The organism is Nostoc sp. JL23, assembly GCF_017115065.1.
In the GTDB taxonomy this organism is placed as follows: Bacteria; Cyanobacteriota; Cyanobacteriia; order Cyanobacteriales; family Nostocaceae; genus Nostoc; species Nostoc punctiforme_A.
This window is the reverse complement of the sequence record NZ_JABXKN010000036.1, coordinates 124,715-142,003: the sequence shown is the minus strand read 5'-3', so window position 1 is coordinate 142,003 and position 17,289 is coordinate 124,715. Positions and strand designations below refer to the sequence as shown.

Annotated in this window: 17 protein-coding genes and 1 pseudogene; 4 read left to right on the top strand and 14 right to left on the bottom strand. The window is 40.5% G+C overall.

What is annotated here, in order from left to right; translation table 11 throughout:
- Nucleotides 1-22 precede the first annotated feature (22 nt).
- Together HWQ42_RS35455 and HWQ42_RS06955 are read left to right on the top strand one after the other, a co-directional pair.
- On the top strand, nt 23-124 hold the full coding sequence (locus HWQ42_RS35455; protein ID WP_367119041.1) for an NUDIX domain-containing protein: 102 nt from the start codon (nt 23-25) through the stop codon (nt 122-124).
- Nucleotides 125-424: 300 nt separating this feature from the next.
- The gene (locus HWQ42_RS06955) at nt 425-952 is read left to right on the top strand and encodes a GNAT family N-acetyltransferase (protein ID WP_292810462.1); all 528 of its coding nucleotides are present in this window, start codon (nt 425-427) and stop codon (nt 950-952) included.
- A 285-nt stretch (nt 953-1,237) separates the two neighbouring features.
- On the opposite strand, the gene HWQ42_RS06950 is transcribed toward HWQ42_RS06955, so the two are convergent.
- The 10 genes from HWQ42_RS06950 to HWQ42_RS06905 all read right to left on the bottom strand — a co-directional run bounded on the left by HWQ42_RS06950 (nt 1,238) and on the right by HWQ42_RS06905 (nt 11,623).
- Nucleotides 1,238-1,912, bottom strand: coding sequence for a hypothetical protein (locus tag HWQ42_RS06950; protein ID WP_292810460.1), 675 nt, complete (start codon nt 1,910-1,912; stop codon nt 1,238-1,240).
- A 438-nt stretch (nt 1,913-2,350) separates the two neighbouring features.
- The gene (locus HWQ42_RS06945; protein ID WP_292810458.1) at nt 2,351-2,812 is read right to left on the bottom strand and encodes a hypothetical protein; all 462 of its coding nucleotides are present in this window, start codon (nt 2,810-2,812) and stop codon (nt 2,351-2,353) included.
- Nucleotides 2,813-2,838: 26 nt separating this feature from the next.
- Nucleotides 2,839-4,677, bottom strand: coding sequence for a bifunctional serine/threonine-protein kinase/formylglycine-generating enzyme family protein (locus tag HWQ42_RS06940; protein WP_292810456.1), 1,839 nt, complete (start codon nt 4,675-4,677; stop codon nt 2,839-2,841).
- 325 nt (nt 4,678-5,002) lie between these two features.
- Complete coding sequence (locus HWQ42_RS06935; RefSeq protein WP_367119040.1) at nt 5,003-5,722, bottom strand: ABC transporter permease; 720 nt, start codon at nt 5,720-5,722, stop codon at nt 5,003-5,005.
- A 734-nt stretch (nt 5,723-6,456) separates the two neighbouring features.
- Entirely contained in the window at nt 6,457-7,413 is a 957-nt protein-coding gene (locus tag HWQ42_RS06930) for an AIPR family protein (protein ID WP_292810454.1), read from the bottom strand.
- Nucleotides 7,414-7,431: 18 nt separating this feature from the next.
- On the bottom strand, nt 7,432-8,130 hold the full coding sequence (locus tag HWQ42_RS06925; protein WP_292810452.1) for a hypothetical protein: 699 nt from the start codon (nt 8,128-8,130) through the stop codon (nt 7,432-7,434).
- Between the two features lie 264 nt (nt 8,131-8,394).
- The gene (glmS, locus tag HWQ42_RS06920; protein WP_292810450.1) at nt 8,395-10,275 is read right to left on the bottom strand and encodes a glutamine--fructose-6-phosphate transaminase (isomerizing); all 1,881 of its coding nucleotides are present in this window, start codon (nt 10,273-10,275) and stop codon (nt 8,395-8,397) included.
- Nucleotides 10,276-10,670: 395 nt separating this feature from the next.
- Nucleotides 10,671-10,916, bottom strand: coding sequence for a photosystem I iron-sulfur center protein PsaC (gene psaC, locus HWQ42_RS06915; protein ID WP_012411495.1), 246 nt, complete (start codon nt 10,914-10,916; stop codon nt 10,671-10,673).
- A 245-nt stretch (nt 10,917-11,161) separates the two neighbouring features.
- On the bottom strand, nt 11,162-11,326 hold the full coding sequence (locus HWQ42_RS06910; RefSeq protein WP_292736609.1) for a hypothetical protein: 165 nt from the start codon (nt 11,324-11,326) through the stop codon (nt 11,162-11,164).
- Between the two features lie 60 nt (nt 11,327-11,386).
- A complete protein-coding gene (locus HWQ42_RS06905) occupies nt 11,387-11,623 on the bottom strand; it encodes a hypothetical protein (protein WP_292736607.1) in 237 nt (78 codons plus the stop codon).
- A 209-nt stretch (nt 11,624-11,832) separates the two neighbouring features.
- Between HWQ42_RS06905 and HWQ42_RS06900 the strand changes: the two genes are divergently transcribed.
- The gene (locus HWQ42_RS06900; protein ID WP_292736605.1) at nt 11,833-12,201 is read left to right on the top strand and encodes a Dethiobiotin synthetase; all 369 of its coding nucleotides are present in this window, start codon (nt 11,833-11,835) and stop codon (nt 12,199-12,201) included.
- A 126-nt stretch (nt 12,202-12,327) separates the two neighbouring features.
- On the opposite strand, the gene HWQ42_RS06895 is transcribed toward HWQ42_RS06900, so the two are convergent.
- The 4 genes from HWQ42_RS06895 to HWQ42_RS06880 form a co-directional block, all read right to left on the bottom strand.
- Nucleotides 12,328-12,939, bottom strand: a complete 612-nt coding sequence (locus tag HWQ42_RS06895; RefSeq protein ID WP_292810658.1) for a hypothetical protein — start codon at nt 12,937-12,939, stop codon at nt 12,328-12,330.
- Between the two features lie 199 nt (nt 12,940-13,138).
- The gene (locus HWQ42_RS06890) at nt 13,139-14,356 is read right to left on the bottom strand and encodes an ABC transporter permease (RefSeq protein ID WP_292810447.1); all 1,218 of its coding nucleotides are present in this window, start codon (nt 14,354-14,356) and stop codon (nt 13,139-13,141) included.
- Nucleotides 14,357-14,378: 22 nt separating this feature from the next.
- A complete protein-coding gene (locus HWQ42_RS06885; protein ID WP_292810445.1) occupies nt 14,379-15,848 on the bottom strand; it encodes an efflux RND transporter periplasmic adaptor subunit in 1,470 nt (489 codons plus the stop codon).
- A gap of 395 nt (nt 15,849-16,243) precedes the next feature.
- Complete coding sequence (locus HWQ42_RS06880; RefSeq protein ID WP_292810444.1) at nt 16,244-16,885, bottom strand: Uma2 family endonuclease; 642 nt, start codon at nt 16,883-16,885, stop codon at nt 16,244-16,246.
- Between the two features lie 156 nt (nt 16,886-17,041).
- Between HWQ42_RS06880 and HWQ42_RS06875 the strand changes: the two are divergent.
- Nucleotides 17,042-17,206: pseudogene (locus tag HWQ42_RS06875) on the top strand (RNA-guided endonuclease TnpB family protein); the annotation flags it as partial.
- Nucleotides 17,207-17,289: the final 83 nt, after the last annotated feature.

Sequence of the window (17,289 nt, the reverse complement as noted above, 5' to 3'; positions counted from 1 at the left end):
TCTGAAAAAAACAATTCTATAATTGCCCAGTGGTGCTGTAGAAACTGAAGATGTTTTGCCAATGGAAGCTGCAAAACGCGAATTATTGGAAGAGACTGGTTACACTAGCAATCATTTTATTTAAACTGGTATATTATCACCAAACCCAGCTACTCATACCAATTTAACCTATTTTTTTTTAGCAACAGATGTGAAATGTGTAGCTGATTTAAAGTTAGACCTTACCGAACAAATTGATATAGTTTTATTACCTTTAAAAAAGGTCTTTGAAGGTATTGATAAAGGTATGCTGCTGCAAACATTACATATTAGTTCATTATTTTTTGCTCTAAAAAAACTTGATAAAGTGCAATTTTCTTAGTTATCTGGCTAGAGTTGTTTTTGTTAAAGATAAACTGGACAATCACTAAACGAGGATTCACTAATGATATTGGAAACTCAACGCCTATTACTGCGGGAAATGACGCTTTCTGACCTCGACGCGTTACTGCTTGTCCTCGGCGATGCAGAGTCGATGCGCTACTACCCAAAGCCCTTTGACCGCGAGATGGTGGAAAAATGGATTGACCGGCATCGCCGCAACTACGTACAGCACGGCCTCGGCTTGTGGGCGATGGTTCTCAAGACGACGGGTGAGGTAATCGGCGACTGCGGACTGATTTGGCAGGAGGTCGAGGGACACCAAGAACTCGAAATTGGCTATCATGTCCGCCGCGACCAACAAATGCAGGGTTACGCAACTGAAGCTGCATCTGCTTGCCAAGACTACGCCTTTAATGTGCTGGGTAACGCTCGCGTCATCTCCCTGATTCGCCCAGAAAACATTCCCTCTCGCTGTGTAGCTGAAAAGAACGGACTCAAGGTCGTTCAGGAGACACTATGGCGTGACATACCGCACTATATATATGCTGTGCAGCGCTCAGAAAGTAAACTTCTTACTTACAACAAGTAATCTTAGAAGCAGAGAAGTTTAATAATCTCTGTACCAACGTTGAGGCTGTTCGCGGGAACATAGTTAGCCATTGCATCAACATGAGAGCGGAAAGTATTTGGTCATAGGGCACTTTTACTGAGCGTTAGCGGGACGTTTAGCCTGTGCTGAGTTAAAAAGTGAGATTCCCCACTCAGCACTTCAGATAATTGAGTTGTCTCGTTCCAGCGGAAACTAGGAACGAGATTTGAAAAGGATTAAGCGTTGGTTGTAGAGCGAACTTTTGGTTGGCTATGCTTCAAAATATCAGGTGCATCTAATTTTTTGAGTATAAAACCTAGCTGCTAAAAGAGCCGCACCTGCTACTAAAGTTGCTAGTACACTATCAGGTTCAGGTACGGCAGCAACTTGAGCATCAATTCGTGCAGTTCCAGCAAACAAACCGGTCAATTTAGAGTCGCCTAATATATCAGCAAACTCTGGAGAAATCAACAATTTCACATCAGGTATGGTTAAATTTTGGCCATCAAATGCCACAAGTCCCGGAGCGCTCAAATCAAACAAAATTGTATTTAAAGAAAATGTATCTCTTAAAACAAGTCCGCTGGCACCTGTAACAGTACGTCCTGGAGCAAAACCGATTGAAAAGTCACCAACAGTAATTTGATTGTTGAATGTAACAGTACCAGTATGCTCGATTGTACCTGAGAGCGGAGTAAAACCGCCCTCATCACTGAACGTGAAGTTAGTAAGCGAGTCGATGTTGAAGCCAACTAAATAATTGCTAGGAATTGGTGCAACTGTCTGATTAGTGCCTGTCAAGGTTAGCCCAATACTACTAAGAATCTCTTCGTGATCGCGATCGATGCTGGTGACTCCAGATATCACTTTAAAAGTTGCAGCTTCTACCTGTATGGGTGCAATTGAGATGAAAGCTGCTGTAGTACAACTAAGAATCCCTGCAAACTGAAAAAAATGCATATATATTTCTGATGATCTTCGTAATTTTATTTTAAATAATAAAACCTCTTTTATTAATCTATAAAGTCAAAGTTTACTCTAAAAAAATATTCAAAAAAGTTAAGTTTATGTAAGCGTACAGTTAATAACAAAATTTCAGCCATCTAGTTACAAATACAATGTTAAGGAAACAGGTACAAATAAAAATCACTATTCATAATGAGGCGTAAAGTATAAGGTATAAAGCATTAAGGATAGAAAATGAAAAAAATATAGTTACCTTTAATTATGTCCAATGCCAATTATTTAGGAGCCAATTTCAAAATCCCTATCCCAAGCTTGGGATAGGGATTTAGGGTGAAAGCTCATTGATTCATGCAATAAGTCTAATTAGGTATTCGCAGATTCTAGCTGAGAACTAGAGAAAGCTGATTTATTCTCGCCGATTTACTTCTTAGTTCACAGACTTGTTCTAATCCACCAGCTTATTTTCTCCAAATTAGGATCTATTTCCTGCCAAAAGCTGGCTGAAGATTCTACTTCTCTTGTTACTGCAAGTATTTTATCTATATTGTCGAAGTTTTTTTGAATCAATTGCTTATCTAGTTTAGGAATATCTAATTTCAGATATTTTAAACGGTTGGGTAACTCTATTTTCTCTTGTGTCGGTAAGTGCTGAATCCGCTCGACTTGTTCTAAAATTTTATCTATTGATCTAATAGCTTCTTGCAGACTCGGCTTTTTAGTTTGTAATTGTAAATCTTTTTCTTCAAAGGCTTCTTCTTGATTACCTAACTTTACTAATACTATTTTGACAAAGAAAATATTGTAATCTACCTGACTAACTTCACCCACTTGCTGATGATATTTTCCATTTTTATTTATAACTACTATGTCACCTTTCTCAATTCTGTTGTTCATAATTTATATAGCCTGGTATTAAATTACTAAATAATCTCCTCTACAGAAAATACTACTCTAAAGCCACAAACCCTTAGTCCACCGTCTGACTCATTCCAGCTACGGCTAGCGCTACGACACAGTTCTGCACTAAAACTCCAAGAACCACCGCGTAGCACCCGGCGATTTATATCACCGCCAACTTCCCAAGCTGTTCCATCTACGGGTGCGTTGTTGTAATTGTTATGCCACGAATCAGCGCACCATTCCCAAACTAGCCCGTGCATATCGTACAATCCAAAGGCGTTGGCGACTTCAAAACTACCGACGTTTGTTGTTTCTTTACGGAATTTGCTTTTTGGTTCCATAGTGCAGCTGACTAACTCAGAGGTAATCGTTTCGCCAAAGTGGAATGAGGTTGTAGTTCCAGCCCGACAAGCATATTCCCATTCCGCTTCACTTGGTAAACGATAGTCGCGTCCAGTTTTTTCTGATAGCCTGAGACAGAATTCTACAGCCTCATACCAAGATACATTTTCTACTGGTCTATCTAGACCTTTGAATTTCGATGGATGGGGATTTAAAGCTTGTTTAACTTTGGGTAAAGCTGCTACTACTCTCCACTGTGCTTGAGTTACGGGAAATTTACCCATAAAAAATGGTTCAACGGTAACTTGATGTCGTGGGCGTTCGTCAGCATCGCCTTCAAATTCGGGTGAACCCATCATGTAAGTACCACCAGGAATCGATACCATTTCTAATGTGACAGACTTACCTAATTCTTCAGCAAAGAAGTTTGCATTACCAGTCATGCGGTTTACTTCTCTACCACCTGTGTCTACTGTCACTACGTCAAATTCAAAGGTTTCTAATGGGGGTAATGGGACGATTACTTTTTGTAGTAGCGGCGGTAATATAGGTTGAGGCATCGAAACAATTTTTAAGGCAACAGGTTCAATGTTCAATGTGGCAAACTTTACATCATTGATCACTTCTACTGCTGTTTGATACCTTTCACTCGGTAGATGTTTGAGTAATTTATCTAAAATTTTTCCTAATTCGTCGCTGATAGTAATACCTTTTTTTTGTAAACGTTCGCGCCACAACCATTTAGCGCTCATGGCATCATAAATAGGGTCATTAATCTGTCCAGAAGCATCCTGCAAAGGCAAACATTGAGTTAAAAGACGCACACAAGTTACGCCCAAAGCATACAAATCACTGCCGTGACAAGCAAATCCAGCCATTTGTTCTGTTGGGGCATAGCCAAGGGTATAAATTACCGTAGCTTGTCTTCCTATACTGGTTTGTGTTACCTGTTTTGCACCACCAAAGTCAATTAATACGGGTTTTTCATCACTTGCACGGCGAATGATATTTTCTGGTTTGATATCTCGATGAATGACGTTATGGGCATGAATAAATTCCAGAACTGGCAATAAATCAGCTAAAAGTTCCCAAATTTGTTGTTCGCCATAAATTTGTTGCTGAACTTCTTGTAAGAGAGTTTTGCCTTGAATAAATTCTTGTACAAGATACAAACTAGTACCTTGTTCAAAATAAGCTAGTAATCTGGGAATTTGGGTATGATTTTCTCCCAGTTCATACAATCGAAAAGCCTCTTCTTTGAAAAATTCTGCGGCTTTAGTGCGTTGTCCTGTTCCCTGAAACTGTGGGAAAAATTGCTTGATGACGCAAGGTGCGTTTAGTCTGTCTACATCTTCTGTAGCATAGGTTCTACTAAATCCACCTTCGCCTAAGAGTCTTAATACACGGTAACGGTTTCTGAGAAGTTTGCCAAAGTTGCTTTGTCCGCAACTCACGCAAAATCTATTGCTATCAGAGTTGAATGGATTTGAGCAATTGGGATTTTGGCAGATTTGCATAATGAGGAGGAAATAGCATCTTCTCCAAAGTTAGCCCCAATATTATCTAATTGAAAACAGTTATGTAGAGAAGCGAACACGGAAGTTTATTCATGTGCTTAAAACTATCTTTCACACGAGGGCATAAGGATGAATAAATTATATTTATTGGCTTATCTATACTATGACGTTATGTTAGCAGAAAATACGGCACATTGCCATAATATTCGGGCGTTAAGCTTGTCGGAATGCACCCTAAATTTTAATATAGCTGTTGTTAAATATCTAAAAAAGTTCACGAAGAACAAAATCATCTACCTATAACTTTTATTGCCAATTGCAACTCTTATTTAAAATTTTTATTCTCTCCAGAAGCGCGAATTAATTCCGCTACAAGGGCAACGATCGCAGATACTGAAATTAACATTACACTCAGAGCATTAATATCAGGTTTAACTCCGGTTCTAATGCGGCTAAAAATTTCCATTGGCAGGGTGTTAGAACCGCTACCAGCAGTAAAACTAGCAATAAGAAAGTCATCTAAGCTGAGGACAAAAGCCAAGAGACAACCAGCGACAATCCCAGGCATTAATTGAGGTAACAATACTTTAATGAAAGCTTGGGTTGGTGTCGCGCCTAAATCTAGCGCTGCTTCTTCTAAGTGTGGATCTAAATTACTCAGTCGGGAAGCAACCACAAGTCCAACATAAGCCAGACAAAACACTACATGGGCTGCAACTATCGTCCACAAACTCAAAGGTATCGCAAAGGCTGCTAGACATACTAGGGTAGCCACTGCGATCGCAATATCGGGAATAATCAATGGTAGGTAAGCAATACCACGATACAATTTCTTACCAGGAAATTCATAACGCGCCAACCCAACCGCCATCAAGGTTCCCAGCACTGCGGAAATTGCCACAGCACAACCTGCAACTATCATACTGTTTTGCAAAGCCGATAAGATGCGATCGTCACTGAATAACTTGCTATACCAATCGAGAGTAAATCCTTGCCAAGTTGCACTGTAGGGGGACTGATTGAAGCTATAAAAGCCAAGTACCATTATGGGCAGGTACATGAATACAAATATCAACAGTGAGAAAACCGCCTGCCATGAGACACGCGGTTTTTTGAGAGATGGAGAGATATTCACGTTTATATATGTTATTGATAGAAATAAAAAATACCATATTTTGTGTAATTCGTCAATCACTATTTAAAAGTGACTTAGGGAACCACAAAGGCATAGAGAACTGAGTTCGACGGTTAGAAAACGGCAAAAAGCTTGCTAGATATGAAACATAAGAAGTTGGGCAGGTGTTGCGTGCGATGGCTATGCCCGCCGCAGGCATCGCTAAGATTGATTGAGAATGAGTAACGCTCAAAATTTGCTTGCGTCCAACCTTGTTTGCTTCAAGCCATAAAAATTCCTGTAGATGCTTACATATACACCCACAGGATAAACTGTATAACTTTTTTATTTGTTATACGACTTTATTATTGTTGTACAACTCCTGTAGACAAATAATTCGGTTGAACAATTTTAGCGCCTTGGATGCTTGTTATTTCGTGATAAATAAGAAATAACGGTTGAACAATTTAACTCATGACTTTCAAGGATACTTGATTCCTAGTCTAACAAACAAATAAAATTATAAGCATTTCCCATCCTGTTCCAAATTACACTTCCTTCTCCTGTTTCTCTCCTAGTATTTATAAAATTACCTTGAAGAATAGGAAATGGGAAAAGCCTCATTTGTACCAACTCGAATTACTGGGACTCCTACAGTATTCTCCTCAATTTAAAATTTTTTCCACAATTTCCTGGCATTTTGTGACATTTCTGAAGATATTTGCCGGATAGGAAGTTGGGAATAGGTTGCTACTTTCACTCATAATACTACCCAAAAACTCTGAGGTCATGGATTGAATATCATCCATTTGTACTGGGGTTAAATCAGATGATATGCTAAAAAAATTCTCTGGTAAGGCTTTGTAAACTAGGTGTAGTATGAGACGATTACTATGAGTAGCAAATAACTTTTCTCTTCCATCTCGTTGTTTTTGCACTTCTGATAACTTATTCTCTACTACTCTTAAGATTTGAACTAATTTCCAAAGGTTAGAACCATTGACTGATCTATTAAAGAGAGTTTTATATGGAGGTTTTTCTATATCTTCCCATAAAACACCAATTTTATCTTTAACTCGCGTGGCGAAAGAAACCTCATTCTGTTTGCACGCTCGACTAATCGTAGCTTCATTTAAATCAAAACCTTTTTCTCCATCTGGGATTGATTCACCTGACTTATAAGTATAAATAATTCCTTCTAAGTGAAGTTCATTTTTTATTCTTTCTTGCTCTGGATCGAGAGCTACAAATTCTCGACGATCAATTCGGTTCTGAGTATTGTTAAATCGAGTAATTTCTGTAGCAAATTCTTCAGGACAATTTTCTAAGGAGATAAAACGAATAAGAACTCTTGCTTTTTCAACTTGCTCAGGAGAATTTTGATATGCTCTTGCTATCGATCCAACAGTCTGAGCGCCATTAACTACTTTGACATCTTTACATTCAAATATGCCCGTGTCTCTTCCACTACCGCCAAGCGGTTTCTTCCCAATACTAGAACACAAAGCTGTTATGCCATTGTTATAATACCAAAATTTTTCCGGTTCTTTTTTTAGTGTATTGATAATACCTTCATTAACTTCACTATCTTTTACAAAAAGCCTAATATTTGAAGAGAACAATTTAGGAGAATGTTTAGTTCACCAATCAGCTACTTCCCTAGCAGACACTTGCCCATAATATGATTGATAGGGTTCTTTTGTTTGTCCCCATTCAAACAGGCAAACATCTAAATTTATAGGATTGCCAGATGCTCCTTGAGATATAATGTTATATATATTTGCCTGATTATAAACTCTCATACTAACAATATCTGATGAATCGTTCATCTCACCTAATAGATCATCCAATTCTCTTTTTGGTTCATCTGCTAAGGGAGTTTGACCTGAATAGACAAGAATTATTTCAAATCTTGTTCCTGCGTCATTCAGCGCTTCTTCAATATCTGGAGTTTTATTATTAAATTTTGAGTTGAATCTGTCATATCTAGCATTTACCAAGTCTTTAAAACCTCTAGTAAATTTCATTACCTCATCTGTTTTAACACTACCTTTACTGTCTTGTTTCCATTTGGACTGTAATACATACATTATTTTTTCTCGCCTGTCAAAATAAAGCGAATCTATTCCATTATCCTGTCCACCATCAACTATTGATTTTGATGCTTCTTGAGGAGAGATATCAGCTAAAACCATCAAAGTAAATGCAGCTAGACTCCTTGTTAAGAAAATTAACTCTCTGTCTGTTTCAGATTTATTTTGATAATCTGATAAGTCAATCAAATTATTAAATGTTTTTTGAAGGTATGACTTTATTTGACGTAAGTGGATTTCACTCATAATGTTGGTAAATGCAATTAACTTGGATGTTATAGACTCAAATTTTTAGAGACTTGTCTTTAGTATAAAGACGTTGTAAAAATATACATTCGGGTTTTTGCGATCGCATTTGGATAATTTTACCTTTACTGCAAATCCAGCGAAGACTTACTTAAGTATTAATAAATATATTATACTTATAGTCATTGCCATAAAAATGGCTTCTGCAAGCTATAGAACTTCTTCAGAAGCCATTATACCTTAAATTAAGTGTATAAAATTATACTATTCTACGGTAACGCTTTTAGCAAGGTTACGAGGCTGATCGACATCCAAACCGCGACGGGCGGCAATATGATAAGCCAATAATTGCAAAGGAACGACTGTGAGAATCGGAGAAAGTAACTCTTCCACATGAGAGACGGGAAGAAGATCGTTAAAGATTTCCGCAGCTTCGCCATCGTTGACGGGAGTCACGCCAATTAACCGAGAATCTCTGGCTTTGGCTTCTTGGGCATTAGAAATAACTTTTTCGTAAACACTACCAGGGATTGCGATCGCAACTACTGGTACTTTCGCATCTAAAAGTGCGATCGGGCCATGTTTCATCTCTCCAGCCGGATAGCCTTCGGCGTGAATATAGCTGATTTCTTTTAATTTCAACGCCCCTTCTAAAGCAATGGGGAAGTTAATTCCTCTCCCTATAAAAATAAAATCTTGAGTTTCGGCGAATTCGTGGGCTAGCTGTTCGGTTAAACGTTCCTGACTTTCCAAAGTTGCCTCAATTTCTTTGGGAATATGCCGTAACCCATTAATAATTTGATCTAATATTTCTTTTGAAACTGTCTGACGACGAGCTGCTAAATCCAATGCCAAAGCATAAAACGCCATCAGTTGGGCGGTAAAAGTTTTCGTCGCTGCTACCCCAATTTCAATTCCCGCTAGGGTACTGATAATATGCGGTACTAAATGGCCAAGGCTGCTTTCTGGGCGATTGGTAATACCCAGTAGTCGCGCTTGATATTTGGGTTCTTTCCCTTGGCGACGTTCTTTTTCCATCGTCAAAGCTGCTAAGGTATCGGCGGTTTCACCTGATTGGGTAACACCAACGATTAATGTGTTAGCCGTTACGGGTGATGGTGCATAGCGATACTCAGAAGCATAATGTACTTGAGTTGAAATTCCTGCTAATTGTTCGAGTAAATATTTTCCGATTAATGCTGCGTGCCAACTCGTACCACAGGCGACGATCTGAATTTGTTCTAAATCGGTGTATAAATCCGCAGGTAAACCAAGATTGATTGGCGATTCGGTAGATTCGGCTGGATTAAAGTATGCGTCTAAACTAGCTCTTACTACTCCTGGTTGCTCATGGATTTCTTTGAGCATGAAGTGTTTGAACCCCTGCTTTTCTACCAGTGCTGGATTAAAGTTGAGCAATCGAGGTTGTTTTTTCAACCTGTCGCCAGCAAAATTGTAAATCTCAGCACCCAAAGGTGTAAGGCGGGCAATTTCGCCATTTTCCAAAGGTAGTACGGCACGGGTGTAGGCAACGATCGCTGGCGTGTCAGAGGCACAAAATAACTCCCCTTGCCCAAAACCAATTACTAAAGGTGCTTGTTGACGGACAACAATCAATTCATCGGGGAAATCAGCAGAAATAACTGCGATCGCAAATGCCCCTTTTAGGTGGTTAACAGCTTGGCGAATTGCCTCTAGGAAGGGAGATGAGGAAGATGAGGGAGGAAGATTCTTTAAAAATTCGGCTATTAAATGGGGAATTACTTCTGTATCGGTTTCAGAAAGAAATATGTGTCCTTTTGCTTTGAGTTCTTCGCGTAACTCGCGGTAGTTTTCAATAATGCCATTTTGCACCACCGCGACTCGCTTTGCCGTATCCAAATGGGGATGGGCATTATACTCTTCTGGTTTACCATGAGTTGCCCAGCGTGTATGACCAATACCAATTTGGGCAGGAGTTTCTATATGTTCTAGTTTAGAACGCAGGTTATGCAGTTTGCCCTTTGCCCGCACACAATTTACCTCACCTTCCCAAACAGTGGCGATTCCAGCCGAATCGTAGCCCCTGTACTCTAGTTTCTCCAGTCCAGCCAGTAAAATATCTGTCGCCGCTTGAGTGCCTATATATCCAACAATTCCGCACATTCTTCACGCCACTTTTTTTTTAGGATGATTAAATCCAGTATAGTAGCTAGCATAAAGTGGACGTTTTGCAAAGAAAAAAAGGGAGTATTTTACTCCCTCTATCACTAGGTATTGTTATGGATTTTAGGTTTTTTTACAGCAGATTCCCCGTCAGCTTTTGACTTGACGGTACAAATACAGCTTCTAGGATTTAGATACCCAGAGATTATATCCCCAATCTAAAATTGCGATTTCGTAAGGCGGGCATTGTCCACTCTACAATCGTAAAGGTGCTTGCTATTGAGACACTTCAAAGACTTGAGTGCCGAGTTCCGAGTTCCGAGTGAAGAATCAAGAAATTGTGTTTCTGATTGACTTCTTTATGCCTCAGCACCCAGCACTCAGCACTCAGCTTTTTAGTAAGCTAGACCCATACTGCGAGTTGTTTCAGCGCCCAGGTAAACCCGGATGCTCAAAAAGTCGGTGGGACAAGCGGTTTCGCAACGCTTACAGCCCACGCAGTCTTCTGTACGGGGTGAGGAGGCAATTTGAGCAGCTTTACAGCCGTCCCAAGGAACCATCTCCAGTACATCAGTAGGGCAAGCGCGGACGCATTGGGTGCAGCCAATGCAGGTATCGTAGATTTTGACGGTATGAGACATTGAATAAACGGCTCCTTTCGAGTGTTCTTCTCTGCGAAAGAATCATAATCAACGCATAGTCTACCGCAGTGGTTGATAGGCCGTAATCAAAAGGCTACATAACTTCAAACAATGTAATAAGCACCGTTAAAATTTGTTTTTGCGAGATTGTCCCTATTGACTGATAATCAGCAACATGATCAGAGCGTATTTACCACAGTGCTTTACCATAATGAGGTTGAATCGTAAAGATGGACGAAACAAAATTAAAAAGGAATTTGCGATCGCCACTTTTCCGTGTAAACAAAAACAGTTGGGCAACCTAGATTACGCAAAAGCTTGTGTTTATTACTGAATAAAACTACTTTTGCGATGTAAATGATTAATTTAGAGACTGCGATCGCAATCAGAAATTTTAAGCGATCGCTCACTAATAACTTGTATATTTAATTTTTCAGGTTTGGCAATTTCATAATGTTTATTCCTACCTATCAGAGGATTTCAGAAATTGCAAACTCATCATTTATAGTAGTAATTTGTGTTTTAATATTTGGTTCTATAGCGGTTACTTGCAGTTGTTCATCTAGATTTTTAGCATCCTTAAATTTATCTTTAACATACTCTTTTTCTCGGATTTGCCGAACAATACTCTCTAACAGCCAAAGTTGTTCTTCTACAGACAAGGCAAGGATAGAGCGTTCAATTTCTAGTAAATTCGGTGAGAACATTTTACTTCTGATTCCTAGTAAGGTGTATTTTTCAAAGATATTATATTCAGTCTATCTGGTTAACCTAGAGCATCGCCAATCCCCGATTATTTTCCCCACGCCTATCATTTCACAAATCATCAGAGATTGCTATAAATAACTAGAAAGCCGTTTTATGACTTTTTAATTAAGTATTACTGCTGACGCAAAATGTGCGCTAAACTGACTACATGAATTACGAAACAGCTAGGAAACTCCTCATAGATCAGACAATCACAACCGAGGAAAACCCAGATGCACTGTTAACGCGTATGAAACAGGGCAAACCGCCGATACCCGGTCAAATCACTTCGATTTTGTTGGCATTGAAAGTGGTGTTTGAAGCTCTCAAAGATGCAAAGAGCCTAGATCGAGAACTGGCTTTGGCCCTTTATCAGTTAAGCATTAAGGCGCAACAGCTATTTGGTGCAGGGCGTAAAGCCGGGGTTGATTGGCCACCACTACTCAAAGAAGATTTACTACGAATTTCCTTAGCAGCTGAAAGTATCTTTTCGGGTATATGGCAAACCTTAGCTCCGATGGAGTTGGGGAAGGGATGAGGGAGAAATCAATTCAAAATTCAAAATGACGCTCGCGGACTCGCTCTAAGCGAAGCCATGCCGAAGGCTTTACGCTGCGCTAACAAAATTCAAAATTAAAGAACTTCTGCCTCCTCTTGTCGCCTATTAACGAATTTGCAGTTCATTTTCTAACTTGTCTAGGTCAGTTTTGAGCAAAACGGTCATTTGACCGGTAAAAGCTTTGCCAGTCTTGGGTTGGGCAACTTCCACCCAATATACATAGCGATCGCCTACTCGTAATTCTCCTTTTAAGGCTTCCCGAATTGGAGTTTTAGCCAGACGCGCCGAATTAACTACCTTCTGGTTGGGATATTGATACACGACTTGGGCGCGATCGTAGTCTTGATAAATCTCCAAGCCATAAATCACCCGCAAGGATTCTTGGAGACGCGCAAATGTCATGCCGTTAATAGCATCATACATAGTAATGCGCTCAGTCCGAATTGTGCCACGGTCTTTAGAAAACTCCACTCTACCAGGAGGCAATACCGACGCTTGAAAAGTGAATCGTTGGGCAGCAGTATCAGTCTTTTGCACAAATAATTTCTCCCCTCTCCTGGGGCGGAGTGTAGGATGTGCTTTAATCCAAGTGCCTACCTCTTCTGTACTTTGTCCTGGTAAAGCATTGGCTTGGGAATCAAAAAGCGTTCCCACACAGAGCCAGGGCAGTAGAGAAAAAGGTAAAATTAAACAGTTAAGTAAAGATTTTTTGAGCATTTTGCTGTTCAGGATTTTCATAGAAATTTTCCCATTAGGGATTAACCATAGTCTTCCCGTTTTTCAGCAAAATTACTTCAATGAATTGTAGCGATCGCGCATCGAAGCCTTTATTGATCGCTCAACTATTAGGACTTATATCAATAATGTTCGGTTAAGGCAAGAGACGGCGATTTATCGCGTCTTTGTGATGATTTATCTAAGCACTTCTCAAAGCCACAATGGGGTCGAGTTTAGCAGCGCGACGTGCAGGAACAACGCCAAAGAATAAACCAATAGCCCCAGAAACACCAACTGCCATAGTAATCGCTACAGGAGAAAGACTCGCTTCTAAAGGAGTCAAGGCTCCCACTAATAGAATGCCACTGATACCAACCGCAGTCCCAACTATGCCACCAGCGGCGGAAACTATCACTGCCTCAATGATGAACTGTAGCAAAATATCTTGCTCAGTTGCGCCGATCGCTTTTCGCAATCCGATTTCTTGGGTGCGTTCGGTGACGGAGACTAGCATAATATTCATGATGCCAATGCCGCCGACAAACAGGGATATACCGGCGATCGCAGCTAGCATAATTGTCAATGCACCTGTAATTTGACCGACAGTTTGCAAAGCATCTTTTTGGCTACGAAGAGTAAAGTCATCTTCACCATTAATTTTGTGTCGTAGACGCAGCAAATTAGTAATTTGAAATTCTGCTGCATCCACGCTATCGGAATCACGAGCCGCAGCAACGAGATAATCTAAGGCAATACCATAAGGAGAATTCTTGCCTACAAGTCGGTTTGCTGATGTGGTGATTGGTATTAAGGCAGCATTATCATAATCTGCTCCCACGCTGGAACCTTTGGCTGTTAACGTTCCAATCACTTGAAAGCTAGTATTTCCAACTCGCAATTGCTGTCCTACAGCGTTACTATTACCGAATAGTTTTTCTGCCAAGTCTCCACCCAGCACTACCACTTGATTACTTCGCTTGATGTCTACCTCAGAGAAAAACCTGCCTTTAGCAGTTTCAAAATCCCGCACAGATAGGAAGCTGGGAGTTGTGCCAATGATGTTGACATCGGTGTTTCTGTTGCGGTATATAATTACCTGTCTTCTGTTTAACTCTGGTGCAACTCCTACTACAGTTGGGACTTGAGAAGCGATCGCATCCGCATCTTGCAACACCAGAGTTTTTGGCACTTCAAAGGAGATCCGCTGAGTTTCTCGATTACCTGGCAGTACAAATAGCACATTTGGTCCTAATGACTGCAACTGTTTATTTACATACTTCTGCCCACCTTCGCCAATACCAATCATGGCAATCACCGAAGCGTTGCCAATAACTATACCCAACATCGTGAGGGCGCTACGCAGTTTATTTGACAGCAGGGTTTTCCCCGCCATATTCATGCTTTCGAGAAAATTCATATCTTAAATTACGAATTACGAATTACGAATTATTTTGTTCTTTAGCCTTTTCGATTTTGTAATCTTTGGGTGGGTTAACAAAAATGCGATCGCCTTCTTTAACTCCCCCTAAAATCTGAGTTTGGTTTTGGATTTGTGCGCCAACTGTAACTTCGCGGAACTGAGGTTTATTCTTTGCATCTGGTACGAGTACGCCAGTTTTACCCTTTTCGGTGACGATTGACACCGTTGGTAATACCAAGGCATTATTAACGCGATCGCCTAAAAAAGTCAGATCCACATTTAAGCCAGAACGCAGTTTATCTATGCCAGTATCGAGAGCAACCCGCACCTGGAAGGATGTCACACCTTGTTCTACCACTGCTTCTGGAGCAATCAGGCGCACATGACCTTTAAAAACTTGATCGGGATAGGCATCGGCGACAATTTCCACCTGCTGTCCCTGTTTTATTCTGCCAAGATCGGCTTCGGGAACTTGAGCTAATATTTCTAAACCCCTTGCTACAGCGACAATTGAACTGGAAGTTGCCGATGCACTAGTAGAAGCAGAAGTTGTAGGTGTGACAAACGCGCCTGGTTCGGCATACTTTTGGGTGACAATTCCCGACAAAGGAGCGCGAATAATAGTATCTTCTAACTGCACTTGTACACCCTTTAACTGAGCCTCAGCAGATGCAACAGCGGCTTGACGCTGGACAATTTCTTCAGAACGAGTACCATCTTCTAACAGTACCAATGCTGCTCGTGCTTCGTTAACAGCAGCTTGGCGTTGGTCAATTTCTTCACTCCGAGTCCCACTTTGGACTAAGGAAAATCGTTTTTTCGCTTCTTCTAAATTGGCTCTAGCACTTTTGTCGTCGCTGATGGCTTGATCGAGTAATTGTTTTTTCTCTGCTCCTTCTTTATATAGATATTCGTAACGCTTTACCTGTTCGCTGGTGTAATTCACCCTTGCTTGAGCCGCATCTACTTGAGATTGAGATTGAGCAATCTCTTGGGGACGATTACCAGCTTTAGCTGCGGCTAATTGAGCTTGAGATTGTGCTAATCGGGCCCTCGCTTGAGCGATTTCTTGAGGACGACTACCAGCAAGGGCTTGGGCTAGCTGTGCTTGACTTTGGGCTAAGTTTGCACGGTACTGGCTCCTTTGAGCCTCAATACCGGCGCTATCCATGCGGGCGAGAATTTGCCCTCGTTGAATGCGATCGCCTTGTTCCACGTATAATTGCGACAGCACTCCGGGATTCTTCGGACTAATATTTACGCTCTGAACTGGCACAACTTTGCCACTAGCGGTAATCCGCAACGTGACGTTTTGGGCTGCAACTGGCACAGTTAGTTGAGCAATATCTTCTTTATTTGTCCCTTGATTTACCAAGGTGTAAGTTGTTATAGTACCCACAACCAAAGCACTCCCCGCCATCAGCCCCATCAGCCAGCGCAATGGATACTTAACTTTGCCAATAACTGGAATTTCTATGTGCGTAGCCATATTATAGAAGCCTGTAAATCTTGCTGTATAAGAATATTTTTTAGTTAAAGGACAAGTAGAGAATACGGAGTTGTTAAAGCTTTGGGATTAAATTTGTATGAGTCAATTAACAACTAGACGCATAATAAGCTTCACAGTTGCTTAATCTTCCTTCATACTAGGCATTCGTATTTCTGTATGTCTTCACCTGAAAGGGTGACTTTAGCCACAGCACATTATTGCAATTCTGAACTATTCGTGAGAAACAAGATCCCCGACTTTTTTGAGAAGCTGGGAATCTACGGCTTACAATTCTCACAAATCAGATAGGATTTATAGTGTGATCGCGCTTTAGTTAGTCTGTATCCTTTGCTTTTATCCCTACTCCCCATTCCCTACCGCAAAGCAGTTTGTAATTATTGCTGAAATTGGGTTAACAACCAAGCACCAACTTGACTTTGATTTATTTGACGAGTTTGCCGTAATGCATCGTTTAATAAAGAAATAGCTAATCCTGGTAATACCTGAGATTCTGTAATCCGCCTACTACCTTGATTTTCAATGGCAAAAGCCATAACTTGGACATTCTGGACATTTAAAATCCAATATTCTTTCACTCCTAAATCTTCGTATAAAAGTCGTTTTTCACCTTGATAGTCAGCAAGTGAGGTATTAGCCACTTCAATAACTAAATCTGGTGGTGGATATATATCTAAATTGATGATAGAAGTGCCGTAGGGAATGACATCAGCATTTTCACCAATATAGTAAGACACATCAGGTTGAGCTTCCCTAAAGCCTGTTTTCCGATATGTACAATTATCCTTGGCATTTAGAGCAATGCCTTTAATACTCGCAAACAAGTTAACAGCAAAGAGAATAATTGCATGGTCGCTGGCATGGTCATTCCCGATAGGTGGCATTTCAATCCTCATCTGTCCATTGTGGTAGTAGCCCTTGGCTTTTTCGTAGTCAGGATTTTCAATTATTTGGATATATTCATCCCAAGTTGCTGTTATCCAGGTATCGGTTGCTAGTTGGGTCTGTAATTCGCTCATAATATTGCGAAAGAGGAACTTTAACAACGATCATACAAGTTTCATTTTCCAGCACTAAGCTGACATGACACCAAAGCTTTAACTGCATCCTTGCTAACAATTTTCGTAGGGTGTGTTACGCCGGAGGCTAACGCATCGATGGCCTACTTTAACAATTGTGCTGTACTTGCGGCTAAGTTCCCCTTTGCTAATGAACTCAATTCAATGGCTCGACAGGCTAGCGCCGAACGAGCATGGTCGTCTATCTCTCGTTTTTATGAAAACTGCAAAAAGGGTATTCCTGGTAAGAAAGGTTTCCCCCAGTTCCAGAAAGATTGCCGCGGCAACGCTTGCGGAGATGAAACCCCTACTCTTGCTGGTGAAAACTTGCATGAGCAAGTTATGTCTTAAATTCAATAATCTCC